The organism is Marivirga tractuosa DSM 4126, assembly GCF_000183425.1.
GTDB lineage: Bacteria > Bacteroidota > Bacteroidia > Cytophagales > Cyclobacteriaceae > Marivirga > Marivirga tractuosa.
In genome coordinates this window covers 965004-988036 of sequence record NC_014759.1, presented here as the reverse complement: position 1 = coordinate 988036, position 23033 = coordinate 965004, and the positions used below count along the sequence as shown (strand labels likewise).

General features: G+C 33.8%; 25 protein-coding genes and 3 tRNA genes. 15 read left to right on the top strand and 13 right to left on the bottom strand.

The features are described 5' to 3' along the window. Window positions 1-99: 99 nt before the first annotated feature. Complete coding sequence (locus tag FTRAC_RS04055) at window positions 100-2052, top strand: OmpA family protein (protein WP_148230037.1); 1953 nt, start codon at window positions 100-102, stop codon at window positions 2050-2052. Here the strand turns inward: FTRAC_RS04055 and rlmD are convergent, their stop codons facing one another. Together rlmD and FTRAC_RS04045 are read right to left on the bottom strand one after the other, a co-directional pair. Next, window positions 2053-3453, bottom strand: a complete 1401-nt coding sequence (rlmD, locus tag FTRAC_RS04050; protein WP_013452958.1) for a 23S rRNA (uracil(1939)-C(5))-methyltransferase RlmD — start codon at window positions 3451-3453, stop codon at window positions 2053-2055. 121 nt (window positions 3454-3574) lie between these two features. Then, window positions 3575-4294 (bottom strand): tetratricopeptide repeat protein, encoded by a 720-nt coding sequence (locus FTRAC_RS04045; protein ID WP_013452957.1) that lies wholly within the window; start codon window positions 4292-4294, stop codon window positions 3575-3577. Between the two features lie 140 nt (window positions 4295-4434). On the opposite strand from FTRAC_RS04045, the gene FTRAC_RS04040 reads away from it, so the two are divergent. The 3 genes from FTRAC_RS04040 to FTRAC_RS04030 all read left to right on the top strand — a co-directional run bounded on the left by FTRAC_RS04040 (window position 4435) and on the right by FTRAC_RS04030 (window position 5043). Then, window positions 4435-4507 (top strand) — tRNA-Lys (locus tag FTRAC_RS04040). 90 nt (window positions 4508-4597) lie between these two features. Next, window positions 4598-4670: transfer RNA gene (locus FTRAC_RS04035), tRNA-Lys, on the top strand. A gap of 289 nt (window positions 4671-4959) precedes the next feature. After that, window positions 4960-5043 (top strand) — tRNA-Leu (locus tag FTRAC_RS04030). A gap of 61 nt (window positions 5044-5104) precedes the next feature. Here FTRAC_RS04030 and FTRAC_RS04025 read toward each other — a convergent pair. Then, window positions 5105-6475, bottom strand: a complete 1371-nt coding sequence (locus tag FTRAC_RS04025) for a cystathionine beta-synthase (RefSeq protein ID WP_013452956.1) — start codon at window positions 6473-6475, stop codon at window positions 5105-5107. A 139-nt stretch (window positions 6476-6614) separates the two neighbouring features. Here FTRAC_RS04025 and FTRAC_RS04020 point away from each other — a divergent pair, with 139 nt between their 5' ends. Then, window positions 6615-6917 (top strand): hypothetical protein, encoded by a 303-nt coding sequence (locus FTRAC_RS04020; protein ID WP_013452955.1) that lies wholly within the window; start codon window positions 6615-6617, stop codon window positions 6915-6917. A 57-nt stretch (window positions 6918-6974) separates the two neighbouring features. Next, window positions 6975-7265: a hypothetical protein gene (locus tag FTRAC_RS04015; RefSeq protein WP_013452954.1), complete on the top strand. Its 291-nt coding sequence runs from the start codon at window positions 6975-6977 to the stop codon at window positions 7263-7265. Here FTRAC_RS04015 and FTRAC_RS04010 read toward each other — a convergent pair. The 3 genes from FTRAC_RS04010 to FTRAC_RS04000 are packed head-to-tail and all read right to left on the bottom strand — an operon-like array spanning window position 7262 to window position 10294. Then, window positions 7262-8191 (bottom strand): aspartate carbamoyltransferase catalytic subunit, encoded by a 930-nt coding sequence (locus FTRAC_RS04010; RefSeq protein WP_013452953.1) that lies wholly within the window; start codon window positions 8189-8191, stop codon window positions 7262-7264. The two genes, FTRAC_RS04015 and FTRAC_RS04010, sit on opposite strands and share 4 nt — an antisense overlap. Further along, window positions 8191-8736 (bottom strand): bifunctional pyr operon transcriptional regulator/uracil phosphoribosyltransferase PyrR, encoded by a 546-nt coding sequence (gene pyrR / locus FTRAC_RS04005; RefSeq protein ID WP_013452952.1) that lies wholly within the window; start codon window positions 8734-8736, stop codon window positions 8191-8193. Before pyrR ends, FTRAC_RS04010 begins: the two co-directional genes overlap by 1 nt. A 31-nt stretch (window positions 8737-8767) precedes the next feature. After that, a complete protein-coding gene (locus FTRAC_RS04000; RefSeq protein ID WP_148230036.1) occupies window positions 8768-10294 on the bottom strand; it encodes a hypothetical protein in 1527 nt (508 codons plus the stop codon). Between the two features lie 204 nt (window positions 10295-10498). Between FTRAC_RS04000 and polX the strand changes: the two genes are divergently transcribed. Both polX and FTRAC_RS03990 read left to right on the top strand, forming a co-directional pair. Next, window positions 10499-12211 carry a DNA polymerase/3'-5' exonuclease PolX gene (polX, locus tag FTRAC_RS03995; RefSeq protein WP_013452950.1) on the top strand — a complete coding sequence of 571 codons (1713 nt, stop codon included), beginning with the start codon at window positions 10499-10501 and terminating at the stop codon, window positions 12209-12211. A 3-nt stretch (window positions 12212-12214) separates the two neighbouring features. After that, window positions 12215-13234: a glycosyltransferase family 9 protein gene (locus FTRAC_RS03990; RefSeq protein ID WP_013452949.1), complete on the top strand. Its 1020-nt coding sequence runs from the start codon at window positions 12215-12217 to the stop codon at window positions 13232-13234. Between the two features lies 1 nt (window position 13235). On the opposite strand, the gene FTRAC_RS03985 is transcribed toward FTRAC_RS03990, so the two are convergent. Then, complete coding sequence (locus FTRAC_RS03985; RefSeq protein ID WP_013452948.1) at window positions 13236-13583, bottom strand: YraN family protein; 348 nt, start codon at window positions 13581-13583, stop codon at window positions 13236-13238. A gap of 42 nt (window positions 13584-13625) precedes the next feature. On the opposite strand from FTRAC_RS03985, the gene FTRAC_RS03980 reads away from it, so the two are divergent. The 4 genes from FTRAC_RS03980 to FTRAC_RS03965 all read left to right on the top strand — a co-directional run bounded on the left by FTRAC_RS03980 (window position 13626) and on the right by FTRAC_RS03965 (window position 16670). Next, window positions 13626-14645 (top strand): bifunctional phosphoglucose/phosphomannose isomerase, encoded by a 1020-nt coding sequence (locus FTRAC_RS03980; protein WP_013452947.1) that lies wholly within the window; start codon window positions 13626-13628, stop codon window positions 14643-14645. Further along, window positions 14642-15370, top strand: coding sequence for a lipoyl(octanoyl) transferase LipB (gene lipB / locus FTRAC_RS03975; RefSeq protein WP_013452946.1), 729 nt, complete (start codon window positions 14642-14644; stop codon window positions 15368-15370). Before FTRAC_RS03980 ends, lipB begins: the two co-directional genes overlap by 4 nt. Beyond that, window positions 15367-15768 (top strand): hypothetical protein, encoded by a 402-nt coding sequence (locus tag FTRAC_RS03970; protein ID WP_013452945.1) that lies wholly within the window; start codon window positions 15367-15369, stop codon window positions 15766-15768. The genes lipB and FTRAC_RS03970 overlap by 4 nt, the downstream gene beginning before the upstream one ends. A gap of 62 nt (window positions 15769-15830) precedes the next feature. Further along, the gene (locus tag FTRAC_RS03965; RefSeq protein ID WP_013452944.1) at window positions 15831-16670 is read left to right on the top strand and encodes a substrate-binding periplasmic protein; all 840 of its coding nucleotides are present in this window, start codon (window positions 15831-15833) and stop codon (window positions 16668-16670) included. Here FTRAC_RS03965 and msrB read toward each other — a convergent pair. Then, the gene (gene msrB / locus FTRAC_RS03960) at window positions 16667-17110 is read right to left on the bottom strand and encodes a peptide-methionine (R)-S-oxide reductase MsrB (protein WP_013452943.1); all 444 of its coding nucleotides are present in this window, start codon (window positions 17108-17110) and stop codon (window positions 16667-16669) included. The two genes, FTRAC_RS03965 and msrB, sit on opposite strands and share 4 nt — an antisense overlap. 159 nt (window positions 17111-17269) lie before the next feature. Beyond that, on the bottom strand, window positions 17270-17461 hold the full coding sequence (locus FTRAC_RS03955; RefSeq protein ID WP_013452942.1) for a cold-shock protein: 192 nt from the start codon (window positions 17459-17461) through the stop codon (window positions 17270-17272). Window positions 17462-17642: 181 nt separating this feature from the next. Here FTRAC_RS03955 and FTRAC_RS03950 point away from each other — a divergent pair, with 181 nt between their 5' ends. The 3 genes from FTRAC_RS03950 (at window position 17643) to FTRAC_RS03940 (ending at window position 20445) form a co-directional block, all read left to right on the top strand. Next, window positions 17643-18737, top strand: coding sequence for an esterase-like activity of phytase family protein (locus FTRAC_RS03950; protein WP_013452941.1), 1095 nt, complete (start codon window positions 17643-17645; stop codon window positions 18735-18737). A gap of 68 nt (window positions 18738-18805) precedes the next feature. Then, window positions 18806-20053, top strand: a complete 1248-nt coding sequence (locus tag FTRAC_RS03945; RefSeq protein ID WP_013452940.1) for a hypothetical protein — start codon at window positions 18806-18808, stop codon at window positions 20051-20053. 11 nt (window positions 20054-20064) lie between these two features. Then, window positions 20065-20445, top strand: coding sequence for a PH domain-containing protein (locus FTRAC_RS03940; RefSeq protein ID WP_013452939.1), 381 nt, complete (start codon window positions 20065-20067; stop codon window positions 20443-20445). A 26-nt stretch (window positions 20446-20471) separates the two neighbouring features. On the opposite strand, the gene gldC is transcribed toward FTRAC_RS03940, so the two are convergent. The 4 genes from gldC to FTRAC_RS03920 are packed head-to-tail and all read right to left on the bottom strand — an operon-like array spanning window position 20472 to window position 23027. Continuing rightward, window positions 20472-20810 (bottom strand): gliding motility protein GldC, encoded by a 339-nt coding sequence (gldC, locus tag FTRAC_RS03935; protein ID WP_013452938.1) that lies wholly within the window; start codon window positions 20808-20810, stop codon window positions 20472-20474. A 37-nt stretch (window positions 20811-20847) separates the two neighbouring features. Beyond that, complete coding sequence (locus tag FTRAC_RS03930) at window positions 20848-21663, bottom strand: M48 family metalloprotease (protein ID WP_013452937.1); 816 nt, start codon at window positions 21661-21663, stop codon at window positions 20848-20850. Window positions 21664-21665: 2 nt separating this feature from the next. Next, window positions 21666-22328, bottom strand: coding sequence for a 3-oxoacid CoA-transferase subunit B (locus FTRAC_RS03925; protein WP_013452936.1), 663 nt, complete (start codon window positions 22326-22328; stop codon window positions 21666-21668). A gap of 3 nt (window positions 22329-22331) precedes the next feature. Continuing rightward, the gene (locus tag FTRAC_RS03920; protein WP_013452935.1) at window positions 22332-23027 is read right to left on the bottom strand and encodes a CoA transferase subunit A; all 696 of its coding nucleotides are present in this window, start codon (window positions 23025-23027) and stop codon (window positions 22332-22334) included. Between the last annotated feature and the right edge of the window lie 6 nt (window positions 23028-23033).

Below are 23033 nucleotides of genomic sequence, written 5' to 3'. Positions count from 1 at the left end.
ATTGACTAATTTTAGAATTAAATTAAATGTAATTCCGACATTTTTCGGATATTATAGTTTAATATACTGACATATTTACCGTAAAACTATCAAATTGTCTTGAAGCACACATTTAAATATTGCTTTTTAATATTGTTTATTAGTATTTCATCAGATCTTATAGGGCAATACAATCCTCAAGTGGATTTATCGAAAAAAGAATCGGAAGAATTATTTCCCTTTTACTTTCCTAATGTTAATCAGATTAATTATTACAATGATGAAAATGAACTGAATAAAATCAACAAAGCTCAAGCTGCTAAAAGCTGGGAGCGCTTTAAAGAACTTTTGGAGGATTATGTGAAAAAATTCGCTACAGAAAATTTTTACAAGGATACTCGACTAATTTGGCAATTAGCTAAAATGGAGGAATTATACGGGGATTTTGAAAAAGCTAAAAGTCTATACAGGTTGGCATTGAAGCACCATCAAAGCAAAATAGATTTAAGGCAAATGGAAATTTTCATGGATTCTGTCCAGTTAGAGCAAACAGATGATTATGTTCCTATAGATTACTACTATGAATTAGTGGATTTTCGAAAGTCAATTGACACTTTGGTTCCTCCTAGAGGTATTTTATTGAGCATGGGGAAACAAATCAATTCCAATATGGCCGACTATGCACCAGCTTTAACATTGGATAATAAGACCATGATTTTTACTTCAAAGCGAAGTTTAAGTGGTAGCATTTTGTCAAATAATTCCAACGAAGATTTATATATAGCAGTGCAAGAGGATGGCATGTGGCAAGATGCAGTTCAACTTCGTGGTGTAAATAGTAGACATAATGAGGGCTCAGCTGCATTAAATGCGGAAGGTAATCAAATTATTTTTGCAAGATGTGGTTCTCCAGAGGGATTTGGGAACTGCGATTTATATGAAACACATTTGCAAGAAGACAGCACCTGGTCCAAAGCAGTGAATTTAGGTGCCAATTTAAATTCCAAAGCTTGGGATTCTCATCCGGCTTTATCCGTTACTGGAGATTCTCTTTTCTTTGCATCTGATAGGATTGGTGGTTTTGGGTTGTCGGATATTTATTTTTCAGTGAAAGATGAAGAGGGAAATTGGACAAGGGCTAGAAACCTAGGGCCAGTAGTCAATACTAGAGGCAATGAGGTAAGTCCATTCATTCATCCACGTTATGAAATTTTATATTTTAGTTCTAATGGCCATCTATTGAATTTTGGAGGATTTGATATTTATAAATCCAATGCTAAATCCTTTTTATGGGACGAACCTCAAAACATAGGCCCTTTAATTAATACGGATGGAGATGAATACTATTTCACCATAGATTCTGAATCAGAAGATCTGTTTTATGCGGGCTCATCGTCAATGAGAAGTCATAATCTCGATTTATTCTCCTTTCCATTGCCCATGGAGGCGCAGCCTGGTGCTAATACCAAAGTTTCTGGAGTGGTGACAGATACCGTAAAAGGTAAGCCATTTAGAGGTATAGTTTCTATTGTAGATATTGAAAATGGTATTGAAATAGCACCAAAATTTACTAGAGAAGATGGTAGTTTTGAATTTAACTTGATTAATAATGCCAATTATGTAATGGTGGTTCAGTCTGATAAACTTTTCAGAATAGAAGAAATGTTTTTCCTTTCTGGAGATACAGTCATGAATAGAAATATTGATCCGGTTTCTAGTAAAATCAGATTTAAATCAATTGAATTTGAGGAAAATTCTGCAAAACTCCGGCCTGACATGTACAGTGACTTAGATAAAGTGGTAGATTTTTTACTTGATTATCCCGAGTTTAAGTTGAAAATTTCTGGTCATACGGATTCATCTGGCGATGAGTTAAGAAATAAATCATTATCGCAAGAAAGGGCAGATGCAATTCGAGACTACATAATTATCCTTCATCCAATTGAAGAAGAAAGAGTAGTGGCGGAAGGCTATGGAAATAGTCAGCCAGTAGTGGAAGAAGAAATAACGGATGATGATAGAAGGTTGAATAGGAGGGTAGAGTTTGAAATCTACCGTCCTAAAAATGAATGATTACTTTAATTCTAGCAAGACCACATTTTCAACATGATGCGTTTGTGGAAACATGTCCACTGGTTGAACTTTTGTTACTTTATATTTTTCATCCAATAAGGCTAAGTCCCGTGCTTGTGTAGCAGGATTACAGCTAACATACACGATTTTTTCTGCTCCTATATTCAGTAGAGTCTTAATTACATCAGGATGCATACCAGCTCTTGGAGGATCGGTAATAATGACATCCGCTTTGCCATGCTCGACTAAAAACTCATCGTTGAATACATCTTTCATATCACCTGAAAAGAACTCAGTATTTTCAATCTCATTCAACTTTGAATTTACTTTAGCATCTTCAATAGCTTCTGTTACATATTCAACACCTATAACTTTCTTAGCGCTTTTGGCTAAAAAATTGGCAATCGTACCAGTGCCAGTATAAAGGTCATAAACCGTTTCTTCTCCTTTCAAATTTGCAAAGTCTCTGGCTACTTTATATAATTCATAAGCTTGGTCTGAATTTGTTTGATAAAAGGATTTTGGCCCTATCTTAAATTGCAAACCTTCCATTTCTTCAATGATATGGTCTTTTCCATAAAATACATTTACATCCAAATCATGGAAAGTTTCATTTCCTTTTTGATTTAAAATGTAGAGTAATGAAGTAAGCTCAGGGAAGTTTTCTTTTATATGATTCAACATCATGCTTAACCATTCTTCATTATCTTCGGCAACTTGCAAAATGACCATAGTCTGCCCTGTAGAAGAAGTCCGTATGATTAAATTCCTAAGAAAGCCTACTTGCTTAATTAAATTGAAATAGGTGATGTTGTTGTCCTTCGCAAACCTATCAACAGAATTACGAATTGCATTCGATGGATCTGCTTGTAAATAGCATTTCTCAATTTGTACTATTTTATCAAATCTTTTTGGGATATGAAAACCTAGGGCATCAGACTCAAATTCTTTTCCAGATTCTATTTCTTCAGTAGTTAACCACCGATTATTGGAGAAAGTGTACTCCATTTTATTTCTATAGAAAGTGGTGTTTTTGGAACCTAGAATCGCCTTTATTTCTGGTAAATCTACTTTAGCAATTCGCTCTAAAGCATCTTTCACTTGTTCGGATTTAAAGCCTAATTGATCGTCATAGCTCAAATGTTGCCATTTACATCCACCACAAACACCGTAATGACTACAAAAAGGCTCTATTCTTAAGTTAGATTTTCTGTGAAATTTTATAGCGCTCCCTTCAAGGAAACTTTTCTTTTTTTTGTGAACTCTAACGTCAATAATATCCCCAGGGGCAGTTCCTGCTACAAATACTACTTTATCCTTATAATAGCCCAAAGCTTTGCCTTCTGAAGCTATCTTTTCAATCTCTAATTCCTCTATAATTGGATGTGGTTTTCTTCCCATAGCCTGCAAAATTAGACTAATATTTTTGAAGCAAAAAGCTTGAATACAGAATTAATAATTTGAAACCAGGGCTGCTTGAATATCTCAGTGCAATTCAGTTGGTCAATTCAGTTGGTTAAAATCAAAGCTTTTTAATGCTGGAGGTTTTTATGTAAGCTTCTTTTTCATTAATAATAACTTCACTCCAAACATCTACTTGATCTTTTACTTGAATTTTTGCTGGAACACTTATTTGTTCAACTAAATTAGATCCAGCAGAAGGGCCTTCCAATAAGAAGCTGGGACTACTTATTATTATGGCTTCTGATTTTCCATTGTAATTATTTAAACAGGCTACAATTAGAATTGGAATTAAGGCAATAGCAAAGTAAGTTTTCTTTTTGTGAAGAGAATTTTGATGCTTTATTATCATTCCAAGACTAAAGAATATGATAATGGAAAATAATAATTGGAAGTATATTTTCCATTCCTTATAGAACAAATTGGCATGATAAGTAAATCCATAATCAAAGCCAATAGCTTTTTTGCTTTCTGCAGTTTCTTTTAGATAATCAATTACTTTTTCGTCTTTAGTGAATTGATGATATTTTTCTAAATAGAACATAGACTGACCAATATTTCCCATTCCCTCTTCTATTCTGGCTAATTTTAAGAGCATAGCTGGACTTGAATTTCCATCATTATAAATTTTCTTGTAAATTTTTATGGCACTTATATATTGCTTATTTTCATATAGTGAATCAGCCTTAACTAATTCCTTTTCAAGGGACTGCGTAAATCCACAAGTGGTGATAACAAGAAGAAGAAAAAGCGAAGAAATCAGAAATTTGAACTTTAGCATTTGCATTTTATTAATTAGTACTTACCTTTGCAACGCAATTAAGGAAAACGACTCCTTAAAAGCAATAAAAAGACTCGGAACTCATTCAATTTGAGTTTGCTAATTAAACGAATTAGAAGGAGTTAATTTTTATTATAATTGACTCGCTAGCTCAGCTGGTAGAGCACATCCCTTTTAAGGATGGGGTCTTGGGTTCGAACCCCAAGCGGGTCACTTTTTCAAAATTGTGAAAACAATTTTGAACAACAAATTCTTTGTGAAGCTCTGGTTAACTGAACTAGGGCATTTTTTTTCTGTAAAATTGACTCGCTAGCTCAGCTGGTAGAGCACATCCCTTTTAAGGATGGGGTCTTGGGTTCGAACCCCAAGCGGGTCACATTAAATTGAAAGCTCCGATTAAATGAATTGGAGCTTTTTTTGTTAGTTATTGGATTGATTTCCTGATTAGAGAAATCTATTATAAATTAGGTTTTGAAAGTTTAAGACAAGAGCAGAAATTAAATGATTCGCTGGTTGAGCATCCCGACTTATTAAGCCGGGAGGGTCTTGGGTTCCCCCATAGGGATGCCAATGGCAGAACCCCAAGCAGGTCACACTTACAAACCTATCTGGTGAAAAATGGATAGGTTTTTTAGTTTTAGCATGTATATTTGCTATGCGAAAATGCGCACGTGGTGAAATTGGTAGACACGCCACCTTGAGGGGGTGGTGCCTTAACTGGTGTGGAAGTTCGAATCTTCTCGTGCGCACAAATAAAAAAGGCTGTGAATCTAAATTCACAGCCTTTTTTTGCTTTAAAGAGGATATATTCTAGTCAGCAAATGCCATCAATAAATCTTGCTTGGTGATAATATGTGCTTCATTTTTTTCATCTAACACCATCAATGCTTTATCTCCATGATTCATCATAGAGGAAATAGTATCAACAGTAGTATTTAAGGCAATAAACTTAAATGGGTTGTCCATTATCTCTGAAATTGGTTTAGACTTCAGTTCAGGATTTTCCACTAATCTATTTAATAACTGCGTATCTGATATACTTCCAACAAATTCACCAGCTTTCGTAACTGGTAATTGAGAAATAGATAACTCATCTAATAATTTCACTACCTCACCAATTTTTTGGTCGCTATCAATACTGATTAATTTGTAACTACTACTTCTTTTCTTAACAATATTTTTAGCAGTAGCATAATCATTGTTTTCAATGAATCCGTGATCTTTCATCCAGTCATCGTTATAGATTTTGCCTAAATAACGAGTACCATGATCAGGGAGGATAATCACCATTACATCATCTTCTTTTAAATGCTCTTCTGCATATTCAAGAGCACCATGTACAGCGGAACCACAAGACCATCCGCAGAATAGACCTTCTTCTCTGGCTAACCTTCTTGTCATGATGGCTCCATCTTTATCCGTTACTTTCACGAAATGATCAATCATGGCGAAATCAACATTTTTTGGTAAAATGTCTTCTCCAATCCCTTCTGTTAAATAAGGATAGATTTCTTTTTCATCAAAAACACCTGTTTCTTTATATTTTTTGAAAACAGAACCATAAGAATCAATTCCAATGCTTCTTATTTCAGGGTTTTGTTCTTTTAAATACCTTGAAGTACCGCACATAGAACCTCCTGTTCCAACTCCTGCAGCCCAATGGGTTATTTTACCTTCTGTTTGTTCCCAAATCTCAGGACCGGTAGTTTCATAATGTGCCTTTGTGTTTGACATATTATCATACTGATTAGGGTAAATAGAATTAGGAGTATCCTCGTGTATTTTTTTTGCTACTGAGTAGTATGAGCGTGGATCATCAGGACTAACATTGGTTGGGCAAACAATTACTTCAGCACCCATGGCACGAAGAATGTCCATTTTTTCTTTTGATTGCTTGTCTGCTAAGGTAAATACGCATTTATAACCTTTTGAAATAGCCGCAAGAGCTAATCCCATACCAGTATTTCCAGACGTCCCCTCAATGATTGTACCTCCTGGTTTTAGCTTACCTTCTTTTTCAGCATCTTCAACCATTTTGATCGCCATTCGATCTTTCATGGAGTTTCCAGGGTTGAAATATTCAACTTTTACCAGTATTGTCCCTGGTATTCCTCTGTTGACTTTGTTTAGTTTCACCAATGGCGTGTTACCAATGGTCTCTATAATAGAGTTGTAATACATTTTTTATCTATTTGCTTTCCGCAAAGTTAGTTAATTATAATCATCATTGAAAAGTGACGTATGTAATATTCATATTCTTTTAAGAAGAACTGTAAGATATGTAGTGGCGTTATTTGTATTGTAATTAAATAAGAAAGCAATGCAAAATCTTAATCCACAAATCGCCTTTAAAATTAATGAGTTATCTGATTATGGATACAACAATAATTTTCTTTTTGAAAATGGTGAGTTAGTTTTAAGGAGAGAAGAAGACGATCTTAAAATTGAGAAACACTATGTTGCAGAGCAGGTATCCGTGGAAGCGGAATATTTATATGAAGATAAAGGCTCTGCAGTAATCACTTTTATGACTAATGATGGTGAATTGGGTTATGCCATTGACACTATGGATGCAACTGGTGAATTTCCATTGATCAATTATTTTGAAGCTTTAGAGGATTGAGTTTGTTTAACAATCTTTAATTCGTTCCGTTGATAACTATAAACAAAAATATAGTTTATGGATTCAATGAACACAATAGCTGAAAAGATAGAGGAATTAAAAAATAAAGGATTTACAGAAGATTTTTTCTTTGAAGGTGGGAAATTAAAGACTGAAAATGACTCATTTGAAAAAGAAGATATAACTGAAATAAAAGAATACAGATTTGAAGGGAAATCAAATCCTGACGATTTATCAATATTATATCAAATTACAACCTCATCTGGTAAAAAAGGAACAATTGCTGATGGCTTTGGTCCAAGTGCAAACCAAGAGTTAACGGAATTTATACTTCAGGCAGAATCTTAATTCTGTCTTTTTTGTGCCAATAAATAAAGTACAGCCATTCTAATAGCCACTCCATTTTCTACTTGATTTAGAATAATTGATTGCTTAGAATCTGCCACATCACTACTAATTTCCACCCCTCTATTGATCGGTCCTGGATGCATTACGATAATTTCTTTACCGATACTGTCTAATAACTTCCTGTCAACACCATAATAGAGCGAATATTCTCTTAAAGAAGGGAAGTATTTTAATTGCTGTCTTTCTAATTGAATTCGTAGAATATTGGCAACATCACACCATTCTAAAGCTTCTTTCACATCCCAGCTAGTTTTGACTCCTAAATCTGAAATATACTTTGGTAATAGGGTTGCTGGACCGCAAACCATAACCTCGGCACCCAGCTTTTTTAAGGCGTAAATATTTGATAATGCGACTCTTGAGTGTAAGATGTCCCCGATGATTGCAACTTTTTTTCCTTTGATTTCCTGAATTTGCTCTCTTATGGAGTAAGTATCTAAAAGAGCCTGAGTTGGATGTTCATGAGTGCCATCGCCTGCGTTTACTATATTCGCATTAATGTGTCTTGAAAGGAAATGCGCAGCTCCTGGGCTTGAATGTCGCATGACTACCATATCCACTTTCATGGAAAGAATATTGTTGACTGTATCTAATAAAGTTTCTCCTTTTTTAACAGAGCTATTAGAAGAAGAGAAATTTACGACATCTGCCGATAGTCTTTTTTCAGCCAATTCGAACGATAATTTTGTTCTAGTTGAATTTTCAAAGAATATATTGGCTATGGTTATATCTCTTAGCGATGGGACTTTTTTAATGGGTCTATTAATAACTTCTTTGAAGTGGTCGGCAGTTTGAAAAATCAATTGAATATCTTCTTCTGTTAAGTCTTTGATACCCAATAAATGATTTACACTTAAATTTGTCATTATTCTTCTTTTGTCACTAACCAGATTTTATCATTTTCAGCACCTTGGTCTGTCCATTCTACAAGTACTCGCTGAGTTTTTATGGTATTCACTCTTTGTCCAACATAATCGGGTTGAATAGGTAAATCTCTCGTGTATTTCCGATCGATGAAGGTTAGAAGTTCAACTAGTTTGGGTCTTCCGAATGCAATCATTGCATCTAGAGCGGCTCTTACTGTTCTACCAGTGAATAGCACATCATCAATCAAAATAACTTTTTTGTCTTCAATTATGAAGGGGATATCGGTGGCATTTGCTTTAATCGGAGTGTCTCTTCTCCTGAAATCATCACGGTAGAAGGTGGTGTCTAACAATCCGAGAGGAAGTTCTTTATTTAAGCGCTCGTTTAATCTTTTTTGTATTCTTTGTGCTAAGAAAACTCCCCTAGGTTGCAGCCCAATTAAAACCGTGTTTTGAAAATCTTTGTGGTTTTCAATCAATTCTTCCACTAACCTGTTAATGGTAATTTGCAAGAGGTCGGTATCTAAAATTAAACGTTTTTCCATGGCGCTGGGGCAAAGATAGTAAACTAGCTATTTATTTGACCACGATTTTATTGATAAAAAATACTTTTCTGTTCAATTTAATATTTGCATCCCTTAGATTTTTGACCCTATTTACTCCATGTGCATAAAAATTATTTCCATACCAATGTTCTAAACCTTCTAAATCCTCATCATTAGCTCTTATTTCATCATTTTCATACATTAGTCTTAATTCTTCCGTGTATTTTCCCTCTACAATTTCATTGTTTTTAATGACCTTTATTTTTAAGTGTTGATTATATAAATACAACATCACAATTTCATTTTCTAAAAAGGCTAAATGAACATGTTCTTCTAAATTGAAACTTTTAAGATCGTTGATTTCGAAGCTGTTGTCCCACAGTAGTTTTCCATTATTATCAAAAGCCATGATAACCGCATGAGTATATTTATACCCGTCAAAAGCTTGCACTGAACTTCCACCATGGGAATAAGAGGCACTCATAGTGTATGGATCGAAGCCTCTTTGTCGATTGGTATAAGTAGGGTAATAAGCTTCACCAATCAATATATTTTCATTGTTCTGCTTGATAATGTCTTGCACAAATAAGCGGTAGCTAAACCTGAGTTTTCTTCCTTTTACTTTTTTTCTGGCAATTCTTTTAAGTATTCTTTCTTTTTTTCTTTCCCTCATGTAATTGAAAAAATTTTCCAGCTCACCATAATTGTAATAGTTGATTTGGTTTTGACTTACTTTATTGAAATCCGCTACGAAAATCCCTCTTGATGTCTCTATTCTTTTATTAGCCGAATAAGTGCCAGCTAGTAAATTACCTCCTTCGCTACTATTTACGATCCTACCATCAGTCAAACTTAGATCTTCTTTTGCAATCAGTTGGTCGGTGAAAATTTGTTCGCCCATAGTGCTATAGGCTCTCACTGAAATTCCAAACCTCTTATTAGGCATTCTATCAGAAGTTATTACCCTGAAGTAATCGTCTTTAGTATCAGTGGAAATTTGTAATAAACTACTTCTGTCATTGTAAAAACCAGGCAGAACCACTCCTTTTCTAGCAGTGAAGTTATACACCATAACAACTGTTCGCATATTGACATTACCACCAAAGATGACTGCATCATTTTTGGCTTCAAATTCAGTTAACTGAATAGGAACTAAATTCTCATACAAATAAGATTGGAAAGAATTTCCTCTTATTGAAAACGTAATGAATAACAAGTCTTTTGCAAATTCGTAACCTTCTTGGAAAAGCAACACTAACTGATCGTCTGCATAACTGTAGCCTTTAAATGTAAATTTACTATCAATTATGACTTCCCTTCTGCTAGTTTCTTGTAAAGAGGTATCCAGTCTTATAATCTGCCAATGTAGTTCTTTAAAGGTTGATTTTTCTTGCAATTCTTTAAATAGAAAAAGTCCATTTTCTTCTGCCGAAACGATATTGTACTCGTCATAAGAATTATCAATTTCAATTTCATACCTTAATGGTTGTGAAATTTGTGCTAGAGCTGGCCAGGTCACTAAAAGTATTAAAAAGCTTAAGAGAAATTTCAAGTTCATATTGGTTGTAACAGTTTTTATGGTTCTTTTAATCTTATTTCTTAAATGCTTATTGCTCTTCAAAAAAAAATTCGTCAAGATCGTTTTATTTTCACTAGTGTACGTATAACATAAGTTCAACTCAATTGTTAAACAAAAAAAATACATAATCAATCCATTATCCTTCTCAATATATCCTTTAATTTTACGAAAAATCAAGAAGCTTTGGAAAATAAACAAATAATAAGAATTTTAAAGAGCACTGCCAAGCTTATGGAGTTGCATGGTGAGAATGATTTTAAAGTAAAATCTTATCAGAGCGCAGTTAACAGTCTTGAAAGATATAATCAAAGCTTGGCTGTAATGGATCTAAATGAACTTCAAGAAATTGAGGGAGTAGGGAAAAGTTTGGCTCAGTCTATTTATCAAATAAATGAGCAAGGTTCATTCGAGTTTTTTGATGATTTAAGCGCCAAAACACCTGAAGGAATTTTGGAAATGATGCAGTTGAGCGGTTTCGGTCCAAAGAAAATTAAACTCATCTGGGAAAAGTTAGGAATTGAAAGTTTGGAAGATCTACTAATTGCCTGCAAAGAAAATAAAATAGCGGCATTGAAGGGATTTGGCGATAAAACGCAAGTTAAACTGCAAGAAGCAGTTGAGTTTAAATTGAGTATGCGAGGCTTTATTCATTATAGAGAGGCAGAAAAATTAGCTGATAAGATTATTAAGGATTTAAGATCTATAGACGGAGTAAATAAAGTCTCTATAACTTCTGATACCAGGAGAAAACTGGAAGTTATAAAACCAGTAGAAATATTGGTTGCAACTGAAAATAAAGCAAAAATCATTCAGTACATATCCAAAAATGAAGGTTTTGTACTCGATAAGAAAAATTCTGGCCCCCTTAGTTTGAAATTCAATTATAAAGCCTTGAAGGCTGAGATCAACATCATCTTCACCTCAACGGAACAATTTGTTAATGAATTGTTTAAGACTACTGCACATCCTAATCATCTTAATGCTGAATTACGAAAAGACGAGTCATTTAGTCATATCTTAAAGCAAAAGCAATTTGGTTCTGAGGAAGAAATTTATGAAGCAGCTGGCTTTCCCTATATAGTGCCTGAGCTTAGGGAAGGCTTATGGGAACTAGATTGGGCTAAGGAAAATGCAATTCCAAAACTGCTTGAAATGGATGATTTAAAAGGAATTTTACATAATCATAGTACTTACAGTGATGGTAAAAATTCTTTGGAGGAAATGGCTCAGTATTGTAAGGATTTGGGCTATGAATATTTAGGAATAAGTGATCATAGTAAAACAGCTTCTTATGCTAATGGATTGCAGGAATTCAGGATTAAAAAGCAGCATGAGGAAATAGATGTACTAAATGAAAAATTAGCGCCTTTTAAAATCTTCAAAGGAATTGAATCTGATATTTTGAATGATGGTTCATTAGATTATGCCAATGAGGTAATGGAAAGCTTTGATTTTGTGGTGTCATCCATTCATTCTCCATTAAATATGGATGAAAAAACAGCCACCAATCGATTGCTAAATGCAATTGCCAATCCATTTACTACCATTTTAGGACATCCCACTGGCAGGTTATTGTTACAGAGAAAAGGCTATCCTATAAATCATAAAGCTGTAATAGATGCTTGTGCAGAATACGGTGTGGTGATCGAAATTAATGCTCACCCTTGGCGGTTGGATTTAGACTGGAGATATGTAAGGTATGCGCTCGATCAAGGAGTGCAAATTTCAATAAATCCTGATGCCCACGAAACAATTGGCTATCACGACATGTATTATGGCCTCTGCATTGGCCGAAAAGCAGGACTAACTGCTCAAGAAACACTTAACGCCAAAAGCTTAGATGAAATATCACAATATTTTGAAGACCGTAAGAAGTCAGCATTATCAAAAATATAGAATTTGAAAAAAGTTAAAAAAGTCCTCATCTTAAGATTTTCCTCAATTGGAGATATTGTTTTGACTACTCCAGTAATCAGGGCAATTAAATTACAACTTTCTGATGTTGAAGTGCATTACGGTACAAAAAAGGCCTATGCTAATATAGTTGAAAACAATCCTTACGTGGATAAAGTCCATAAGTTGGATGATAGCTTAAACGAGTTGGTTTCTGCTTTGAAAGTTGAAAATTTTGACTACATAGTTGATCTTCACAATAATTTACGCACTAAGATCATCAAATTAAGATTGAATGTACCTTCAAATTCATTTGATAAATTGAACTGGGAAAAGTGGCTGATGGTAAACATGAAAGTTAATAAGTTGCCTAATCAGCATATAGTGGATCGTTACATGGCTGCTGCTTCAGCATTAGGTGTGAAGAAAGATCAGTTTGGACTTGATTATTTTATTCCTGAAAAGGATGAAGTAGAAAACGATTGGTTACCGGAGACTCATCAAAAAGAATATGTGGCTTATGTGATTGGTGCTCAGCACAATACTAAGAAGCTACCTTTCAAAAGAATGGTTGAGCTGTGTGACAAGATCAATAAACCGATTGTTTTAGTAGGAGGGCCAGAAGATACTGAAATGGGAGAGAAGGTAGAAAAGTTTTTTCAGCAGACAGAAAATTCTGCTCCATATGAAGAAAAGCTATCTGAAATGGGTAAAAAGGCTAAAATATTCAATGCTTGCGGAAAATTTAACTTGAATCAATCTGCTTCATTAGTGAAAAACGCTACTTATGTTTTTACTCATGACACAGGTTTGATGCATATTGCAGCTGCTTTCAAAAAGAATATATTTTGCATTTGGGGTAATACAATTCCAATGTTTGGGATGTATCCTTACAAAACCAAATTTACAATTCTGGAGAATACAAAAGTTAACTGCAGACCTTGTTCAAAAATTGGTTATCAGAAGTGCCCTAAAGGTCATTTCAATTGTATGAATAAGATAATTTTTGATTTTTGGTTGCCCTAGACTAATAAAATGCATCTTCAATATGAAGGTGTTTTTCGGGTTCATTCAAATTGATACTGAGAATATCAAAACGAATATCTTTTTGCCAGTTAATTGAATAGATATAGTTTTCGGCAGCTTCCATTATTTTAGCTATTTTTGCCTGATTTACTCGTTCTTCAGGGTAACCATGAGTAAAAGAATGTAATGATTTAACTTCAATAAAAATTAACAAGTTATTATGTAAAGCAATAATGTCAATTTCACATCTTTTAAATCGATAATTTCGTTCCAAAATTTCATAGCCTTTAGATTCTATAATTTTATTGGCTAAATGTTCGCCTTTGTCGCCTATTTTTTTTGTATTCATTCTTTTGGTATCAATCTGATAGTATATTTGTAAATTAATAAAATGAATTTAAACCTCACTGTGATAAATTTAATAAAAACTTTTCCTGAGCAATTGAAAGAAGCGTTGGATTTAACAAAACAAATTAACGCTACTGACTTTCCAAAAGATCAAATCCACCATGTTGCCATAAGCGGAATGGGAGGCTCAGGTATTGGCGCTCACCTTGTGAAAAGTATTCTGGAAGATTACTGTAAAATTCCAATAACCTTGATTCAAGGTTATAATTTGCCACTTTGGGTAAATGAGAAAACCTTATTTATTGCTTGCTCTTACAGTGGAAATACAGAAGAAACTTTAACAGTTTTAGAAATAGCCAAAAAGCAGACTGATCATATATTTTCGGTCACAACTGGTGGGAAATTAAAGGCAATATCAGATAAAGAAAATTTCCCTCAGTTTAATTTTTCAGGAAAAGCAGAATGTCCTCGTGCGGGTCTAGCTTATCCTTCTGTTGCTATTTTAATGTTGCTGCAAAAACTTGGCCTATGTCCAGGTATTGATATTAAAGAAGAAATAGGACATAGTAGTAAGCTCTTAATGGAATTTCAAGAAGAGATTCAAATTGAAGCTAAAACACTAGCCAAGAATATTCATAGTTTCTATGCATTGCTTTATGCTGATCAAAAGTTCTATCCAGCTGTTTTAAGATTTCAGCAACAATTAGCAGAAAACAGTAAGCAACTATCTCATACGCATGTATTTCCTGAGTTGAATCATAATGAAATAGTTGGTTGGAGGTTTCCTGAGGATCATATTTCGAGAAGCAAAGCTATTTTATTGAGGTCTGATTTTGATCACCCCCAAAATCAGAAAAGGATGGAAGCTAGTAAGTCAATTATTTTGCAACATGCAGAAATTATTGAGTTAAAAGCAAAGGGCAAGAGCTTTACGCAACAATTATACTATTTTATTCATTTAGTAGACTGGATCAGTTTTTATTTAGCTGAAGAAAACCAAGTTGATCCATTTCCTGTTGAAAATATTGATTATTTAAAAAATAAATTAGCAGAGAAGTCGTGAACTATAGAATAAATAAAGAGACTCAATTCCTTTCTTTAGGCTTGATGGATTACAAGGAAGCTTGGGATTATCAGGAAGAATTATTCTTTAAAACGATCGAAATTAAGACGGCTAATAGGAAAATTGAGGAGAAAGATCAAAAGATAACACCGAATTACCTTATTTTTTTGGAGCATCCACATGTTTATACATTAGGTAAAAGTGGATCTGAAGACAATCTACTGCTTGATGAAAATGGATTGAAAGAAAAACAGGCAACTTATTATAAAATTAATCGGGGAGGAGATATTACTTATCATGGACCTGGACAAATCGTAGGTTACCCTATTATTGATTTAGATAATTTCTTTACGGATATCCATAAATATTTAAGATTACTAGAAGAGGCTGTAATCCTTACTTTGATGGATTATGGAATTGAATCGGGAAGAATTAAAGGCTTAACAGGAGTGTGGATTGATTATGAAGAAGATGCACAAAATCCTAGAAAAATATGTGCTTTGGGAGTGAAGTCAAGCAGATGGGTAACCATGCATGGTTTTGCATTTAATGTGAATACTGATTTAAATTATTTTAAGAATATTATTCCATGTGGAATTGATGATAAGGCTGTCACCTCAATGGAAGCGGAATTAGGTGAAAAGCTAGATATGCAGGAGGTTAGCATTAAATTGAAACAGCATATAGCAGATTTGTTTGAAATGAAATTATTGGAAGAAATATGAAAAAGGATATTGATTTTTCACCAGTGACCGGTGTAGAATTGGTAATAACTCAATCTGAAAAAGCAGGAGAAACACAATGGGATGTGTATCTAATCAATAAAAATTTAATAGAGTTGGAAACTGTAATGATAACTTCAAGAGGTTACGGAAGAATAGGGAGTGAAGAAAAGGAGACATCCGTTTTGCGTCACATGATTGAAAAGGTGGAGGAACAGAGCTATGCAAGAATAGAACCCATTCAGCCCGAATTATTTCAACTTAACAATGAATATTGGGTTAGTTATTATATTCTAGATCAGGTTTTTGATAAGAAGTTTGTTTTTGTACCAGACTCAATCAAAGATGAAAATTTGCAGTACATCCCCGAATTGGATTTGATGGGGATACGTCATGCATAAATTAAATTTTGATATTAGTCAAAGGTTTAATTATATTTAGAGTTTTAATAACCTTAAATAGCATGAAACCATATACCTTTTTTATTACTGTTCTTCTTATTTTATATTCATCAATCTCATTTAGTCAAATAAATGGCAAAAGCTGGTCCGAAATTAAAAGGGTAGGTAAGGGTGAAGTTACTTGTATATATTATCAAACACCAGGTCTTGTTTTTGAGGAGAATGGAGAAATGCAAGGTGTTTGTATTGATATAATGAAGGAGTTTAAATCATATGTAAAAGATAAATATAGCGTTCAATTAGATTTTAGTTTTGTGAGAAAAGTGCCTGTTTTTACAGAATTCATTAATACTGTGAAGAACGGTGAAAATGTAATGGGGGTATGCAATACCAGTATTACAAAAGAACGAAAAGCATATTTAGATTTCAGTCCTGCCTATATGAATAATCCGTCTGTATTACTTTCAAATGGAGACGCTCCAGTTATAAAGGATTTATCAAAAATGTCTTCCAATTTTGAAAATTATAAGGCCGTAATCATCAAGGGTTCAACCCACGAAAAATACTTAAAAAAGATTTCTGATCAGTATTTCCCAACTATTGAAATTGAGTATGTAAATTCTGGGACTGAGGTTAATGCTAATTTAAGGAGTAACTCAAACTATTTCACATTAATTGATTTTACAGAATATTTTGATGCTGTACGAAAGCGAATGGATGTAACTCGACATCCAGTACCTTTGAATGAATTAGAAGATCAATTGGGGTTTATTTTTCCAAAAGGCAGTGATTGGGATGCTGTATGGGCAGAATTTTTAACGCCTTCTTTTAAAGAAAGCGTTAAATATAAAAAGATTATAGCTGATAATTTAGGAACGTCTTTTGTGAATCTGATCCGTTAAGCATTCATTAATTTTATAGATGCTGAATTAATACAATAGCGTAATCCAGTTGGTTTTGGGCCATCTGGAAATACATGCCCAAGATGGGCATCGCAGACATTACATAGAACTTCCACTCGGATCATTCCAAAACTGACATCCTTTTCATATTTAATCACATTGTTTTCGAATGGCTCGGTGAAACTTGGCCAACCCGAATTGGATTCGAATTTTAGAGTAGAATCAAATAATGTAGTCTCACAGCATCTACAGGCATATAGTCCTGCTTCATGCGCTTCACAGTACTCACCGCTGAATGCACTCTCAGTACCTTTCTTCCTAGTAACCCGATATTCTTCTGGCGATAAAATTGATTTCCATTCAAGATCGGTTTTTTTAACTCTTTTTGGTGGTTCAGGGCTCCCGTTATTAGCAAATTTGATTACATCGTTCCAGTTCATATGTAGTGTTTTTTATTGATTTTTAACTAATAATTGTAATCTATGTTTATGCAAGAAGCTGATTATTTCAAACTACTCAATTATTAGACATAAAAAAAGGTTTCTCAAACCTGAGAAACCTTCATTCAATTAAATGATCTTAAAATGTATATTTATCAATTAAGCTAATTTCACATTCACTGCATTTAAACCTTTTTTTCCGTCTTGAAGTTCGTAAACAACTTCATCATTTTCTCTAATGTCGTCAATTAGACCTGATACATGTACGAAATAATCTTGTTGTGTGCTTTCGTCAATAATAAATCCAAATCCTTTTGAATCATTAAAGAATTTTACTGTTCCTTTATTCATTATAATAATTTTAATTTTCACAAAGTTACTTCTTTTTTGACAATACCTATGACTTTGCAAGTTTAATTTTGAAGATATAAGTATTAATATTGGGAGTTGGACTTAAAAAGTGCATTTAAAAGCTTACAGCCATTTATTTTATATTAATTTTACATAAACTTTTTTCTTGTCATTCAATTTTATGTTTAAGTACTTTTCTTATTATTTATTTCTGGTAGTAGCATTGAGTTCATGTAAAGAAACTGATTCAAATAAATCAGAGGACAAGGTTTCAATCAAATTTCTAGATAAAACAACTGTTAAGTGTAATAGGATGGTAGACAGCACCATTGTAGGTGGACTATCCTCTATTGATTATATATCTAATAATACGTTCGTGGTGATATCAGATGACCGCTCTGAGTATTCCCCGGCAAGGTTTTATGAAATGGAGATAATAATAAGTCAGGACAGCTTCAAAAGTCATAAATTCAATAAAACTATTCTATTGAAAAACGAAGAGGGTGATTTATTCGAAACAAATGAACTTGATCCTGAGTCTATTCGATTTAGGGCTTCTAGCGATTCATACTTTTATACTAGTGAAGGAGGAAGGACGAACGAATGGTTACATCCCTACATTTGGGAAATTAATAGAAGGGGAGAGGTGATAAATACCATTACAGTACCCGATCTTTTTAGGTTTAGTAGCAAGAAAGGAGTTCGAGAAAACGGTGGATTTGAAAGTTTAAGTTTTGAAAATGATAGCATTATTTGGTATGCCAATGAATTGCCATTGAAGGAAGACGGGGAAGTGCCAGGGTTTGGTGGTGATACATATCCGATTAGGTTAGTGAGGCAAGACATCAAAAATGGTGTTGTTCTTGATCAATATGCTTATCAGATTAGTTCTTTAAAGACTAAACCTAATCCTGAAACAGGTTTTTTTATAAATTCAGTACCTGAAATTATGTATATAGATGAAAATAGGTTGTGGGTATTGGAAAGATCTTATACAACAGGGGTAGGTAACTTTGTGAAATTATTTGAAGTTGATATAACAAATGCTACTGACATACAGAAAATTAATTCTTTAATTGGACAAGAGTATACTTCAGTAGAAAAGAGCTTGATACTGGACTTTTCTGCTTTTAATCAGAGAATTGACAATATTGAAGGGATGACATTCGGTCCAGATTTCCCTGATGGTAGCAAAAGCTTAATTTTCATATCGGATGATAATTTTAATGCTGAACAGGAGACGCAACTATGGTTATTTAAAATAGAGTATGAATAGTTGTTTTATGGTATTGAAATTTTCTAAGTTACATTCTAAATAAAAACGAAAACATTATTAGCTCCTTTATGAGATATTATTTCTTGCTTTTATTTCTGTCAATTGGTTACGTACTACCTTTATATCCCCAAGAAAAAGATTTAAATGAATATCTAGTGACAGAATCGCAAGACACTTTAATTGGTTTTGTTCGTCCGACTTCTGAAGTTATACATATTGAACAAGGCTTGTACTTTAAACCTGACAAAAATACTCCTGAGAAATTATATCGGATGAATCAGATAGTGGCTTATAAAGATGAAATAGGGAGACTCCACCACAAGAAGCTGATTCCTAATCAAGGCAGGGATTCCATTTTTAAATTTTTAGAGGTACTATTAATCGGAGAGGCAAGTCTTTATCAGTTCAATTCGGTTTTTTATATCGAAAAGGGTAACAAATTATATCAATTAAAAGATACAGATTCTGAGATTAGAAATGACAAGGGAAGTTTGGTATTAAAACATAATAAAGAATATCTAGCAATTTTAAGCGTCCTTTTTTCTGATTGTTATCTTTTATATGATGAAATCATGGATTCAAAAATGAATTATAAAAGTTTAATATCCCTTTTAAAAAGGTATCATGAATGTACGGGAAGCGGTTACGCACTTCTTAGAGATGAGTCGCAATTTGAAATAGAATATAATTTAGGATTATATTTTGGCGGCTTTACAACATTATCTTCACAAAGACTATTGTTGTATAAAAGTAGTGAAGTAAAAGGATTAAGTGACCAGAATTTAATGTTTGGTGCTGATTTTTATTTTCGTTTTCAAAAGTCAAGTAAATCTTATCTAATATTTTCACCTCATTTTTCGTTTAACAATCAATACGCTTACAATAATTCAAGGATAGCTAATGCTTACTGGTTATATAATTATGATTTGAAATATCAATTTAATCAGATTGATTTACCAATTGGAATAGGTTTTACATTGAACAATAGAAAGGTGCAGCCTTTTGTGAATGCAAGCTTTGTTTTAAGTCGCTTATGGAAAGGTACTTACAATTATTCTATTAGGCGTGGCCCTGCATCCGAAAGTGAGGACAGTCATTCTATGCTTGCTGATTTTGAAAATGATTGGGAGAGCGTAAATAATATAGGCTTAAGTGCATCGCTTGGGTTGAATTACCGTTTCTTAAATAGAATTACATTATTCAATAAGGTAAGATATCAGGTCTCTAACTATTTAATAGAAGAAGATCGCATTCAGAATGGTGAGAAATTTCTTAATTATCATCAGTTTAAGGTGGAGTTTGGTGTCATATTTTAAATTTTACTTCTATGAATTTTTTTTCAAATTTCTTAAATAATTCTGGTGTTTTGGAGAACTCCAAGATCAAAGAAGACTATGGTCATTTTTTTCTCGATAATGAAGAAGTAGAAGTGGGTTTCAAGCTCAATGACGACACCTTTATTTTTACCAATAAAAGGTTGATTGTAGAAAGCAAACAAAGTGCGGAAGGTAAAAAAGTGACTACTTTATCGTTACCATATCCTCAAATTGGTTGTTTTAGTATAGAATCCCAAATTTCTTTTGATCCAAAAGCTAGCCTGAAAATCTGGATGAAAGGACAGCAAGATCCAACTATCGAGAAAGAATTTAATAAGTCGGTAGATATTTATGAAGTGCAGAAGATATTAGCTGATCATGTATTAAAATAAAAAAGGTGACCTCAGCCACCTTCTAATTATTTTTGTTCTCTCATCTCTTTTTCTAGATGCTTCACCAATTTTTCACAGAGCAGATTCATTTCTTCTGCCATGAACTCATCTCCTGTAGAATTTAGGACACTCTGTGCCATACCGCCCAAGCAATCTATGTAAAACCTCTTCATCTCATCTACTGGCATTTCATTAGTCCATAAGTCAATTCTCATTGAGTTTTTCTGTACATGATCCCAAAGCGAGATGCTTATACTTTTTGTTTCTGTTAATTCTTCACCTGCATCAGTAGCACTCCATTGAATTTTTTCAGGTACGTTATCTTTGTCTAAATCAATTTCGAAATTTATGTTCGATTTTTTCATTCTTACTATTTCAATCAGTTATTTGTTTATCTATAAATTATTGAGGTAACATATTCTTGAAATCCTCATAAGTTGCTGGTGCAAGAGGAGTGGTGTCACAATCGATTTCCTCTGCTTTTGTATTAATATCTTCAACTCGGTCTTCAGGATCAGGATGTGTACTTAAGAAGGCTGGAGTACCACCAGCTTGACCTTCATCCAATAATTTTTGGAAAAATGAATAGGCACCATTACAAGCATAAGGTGTATTGGCTAAATATTCAACTGATCTTTCATCAGCTTCTTCTTCAAATTCTCTTGAGAAACTTAAACCTGCAGCAGTGCCAGCAATTTGACCTGCAATTTGCTCAAGTTGACTTGGGTCTTCTCCTGTGATCAATTGTAGTAAAATATTTATACCGTATTGTCTTTGAATATTTCTCGTGGTGTGTCTTAAATCAGAATGAGCTACTTCATGGCCTAACACGCCCATTAAATCATCTTCCTGATCCAAGTATTTGATCAAGCCAGTATAAACATACAAATATCCTCCTGGTGTCGCAAAAGCATTCAAAACGGAGTCATTTTCAATGATATGAATATCCCATACAAATTCATCTTTGTATTGTACTTCACCTGAAGTTAATATATAATCAAGTAAATTATTCAGATAGGCGTAAGCTTCTGAATATTCTGCTTCGTCTAAAATAGGAAATTGATCTGGGTCATTTTCGATTTCTTCTGCTACCTGAGCACCTAATTCAACGTCCTCTTCAATTGATGGGAATACGAAGTTATCATTTTTGTCCTTGCAGGAATTAAATATTAAAATTCCTGCAATTAGTACGATATTGATTTGCTTCATTTTTTTCATAACTAACTAATTTTCATTTCTGGAACGTCACCTTCAACTATTAATTTCCCCGCAGTTGCATCTTTTATTTCCTCCACTGATACTCCAGGCGCTCTTTCCAATAATCTAAAGCCACCACCTTCTTGCACTTCCAAGACAGCCAAGTTGGTTACTATTTTTTTTACACATTGCAAGCCAGTGATGGGTAAACTACATTCTTTTAATAGTTTAGAATCACCACTTCTGCTAGTGTGCTGCATGGCTACAATAATATTTTTAGCAGACGCCACTAAATCCATTGCGCCTCCCATTCCTTTAACCATTTTGCCTGGAATTTTCCAATTGGCTATATCACCGTTTTCAGATACTTCCATTGCTCCTAAAATGGTTAAATCAACGTGTCCGCCTCTAATCATGGCAAAACTTTCTGATGAGTCAAACAATACTGAACCATCTCTCATAGTAATTGTTTGTTTTCCTGCATTGATCAGATCGGCATCTACCTCATCTTCAGTTGGGAATTGTCCAATTCCAAGGAGACCATTTTCGGATTGTAAGACAACATCTAGTGCATCAGGAATATAATTCGCCACAAGGGTAGGGATTCCAATACCTAAATTGATATACATTCCATCTTGAACTTCCTGAGCTATTCTTTTTGCTATTCCAATTTTATCAAGTGCCATATATTAAGATCTTACAGTTCTTTGTTCAATTCTTTTTTCATAATTTTTTCCTTCAAAAATACGCTGAACGTAGATGCCGGGAGTATGAATTTCGTTTGGATTAAGTTGGCCAGCTGGAACTAACTCTTCAACCTCTGCAATAGTGATTTTTCCAGCAGCTGCCATCATAGGATTGAAATTTCGTGCAGTGCCTTTGAATATCAAATTCCCTGCTGTATCACCTTTCCAAGCCTTTACTAAAGAAAAATCTGCAACCAGCCCCTTTTCCAATAAATACATTTTTCCATCAAACTCACGAGTTTCTTTTCCTTCTGCAACTTCAGTTCCAAAACCTGCAGGTGTATAAAACGCAGGGATTCCTGCTCCTCCAGCTCTTACTCTTTCTGCCAAAGTACCTTGCGGAATGAGTTCTACATCTAATTCACCTGATAATAATTGCCTTTCGAACTCCGCATTTTCACCAACGTAGGATGAAATCATTTTTTTTACCTGATGGGTTTTGAGCATTAACCCTATTCCAAAATCATCTACTCCTGCATTATTTGAAATACAAGTCAGACCTTTTACTTTGGTATCCAAAAGTGCTTGTATGCTGTTTTCAGGGATTCCGCATAATCCAAATCCGCCTAACATTAAGACTGCATTATCCGGTATGTCTTTGACTGCCTCACTAGCATTTTTTACTACTTTATTAATCATATTTTT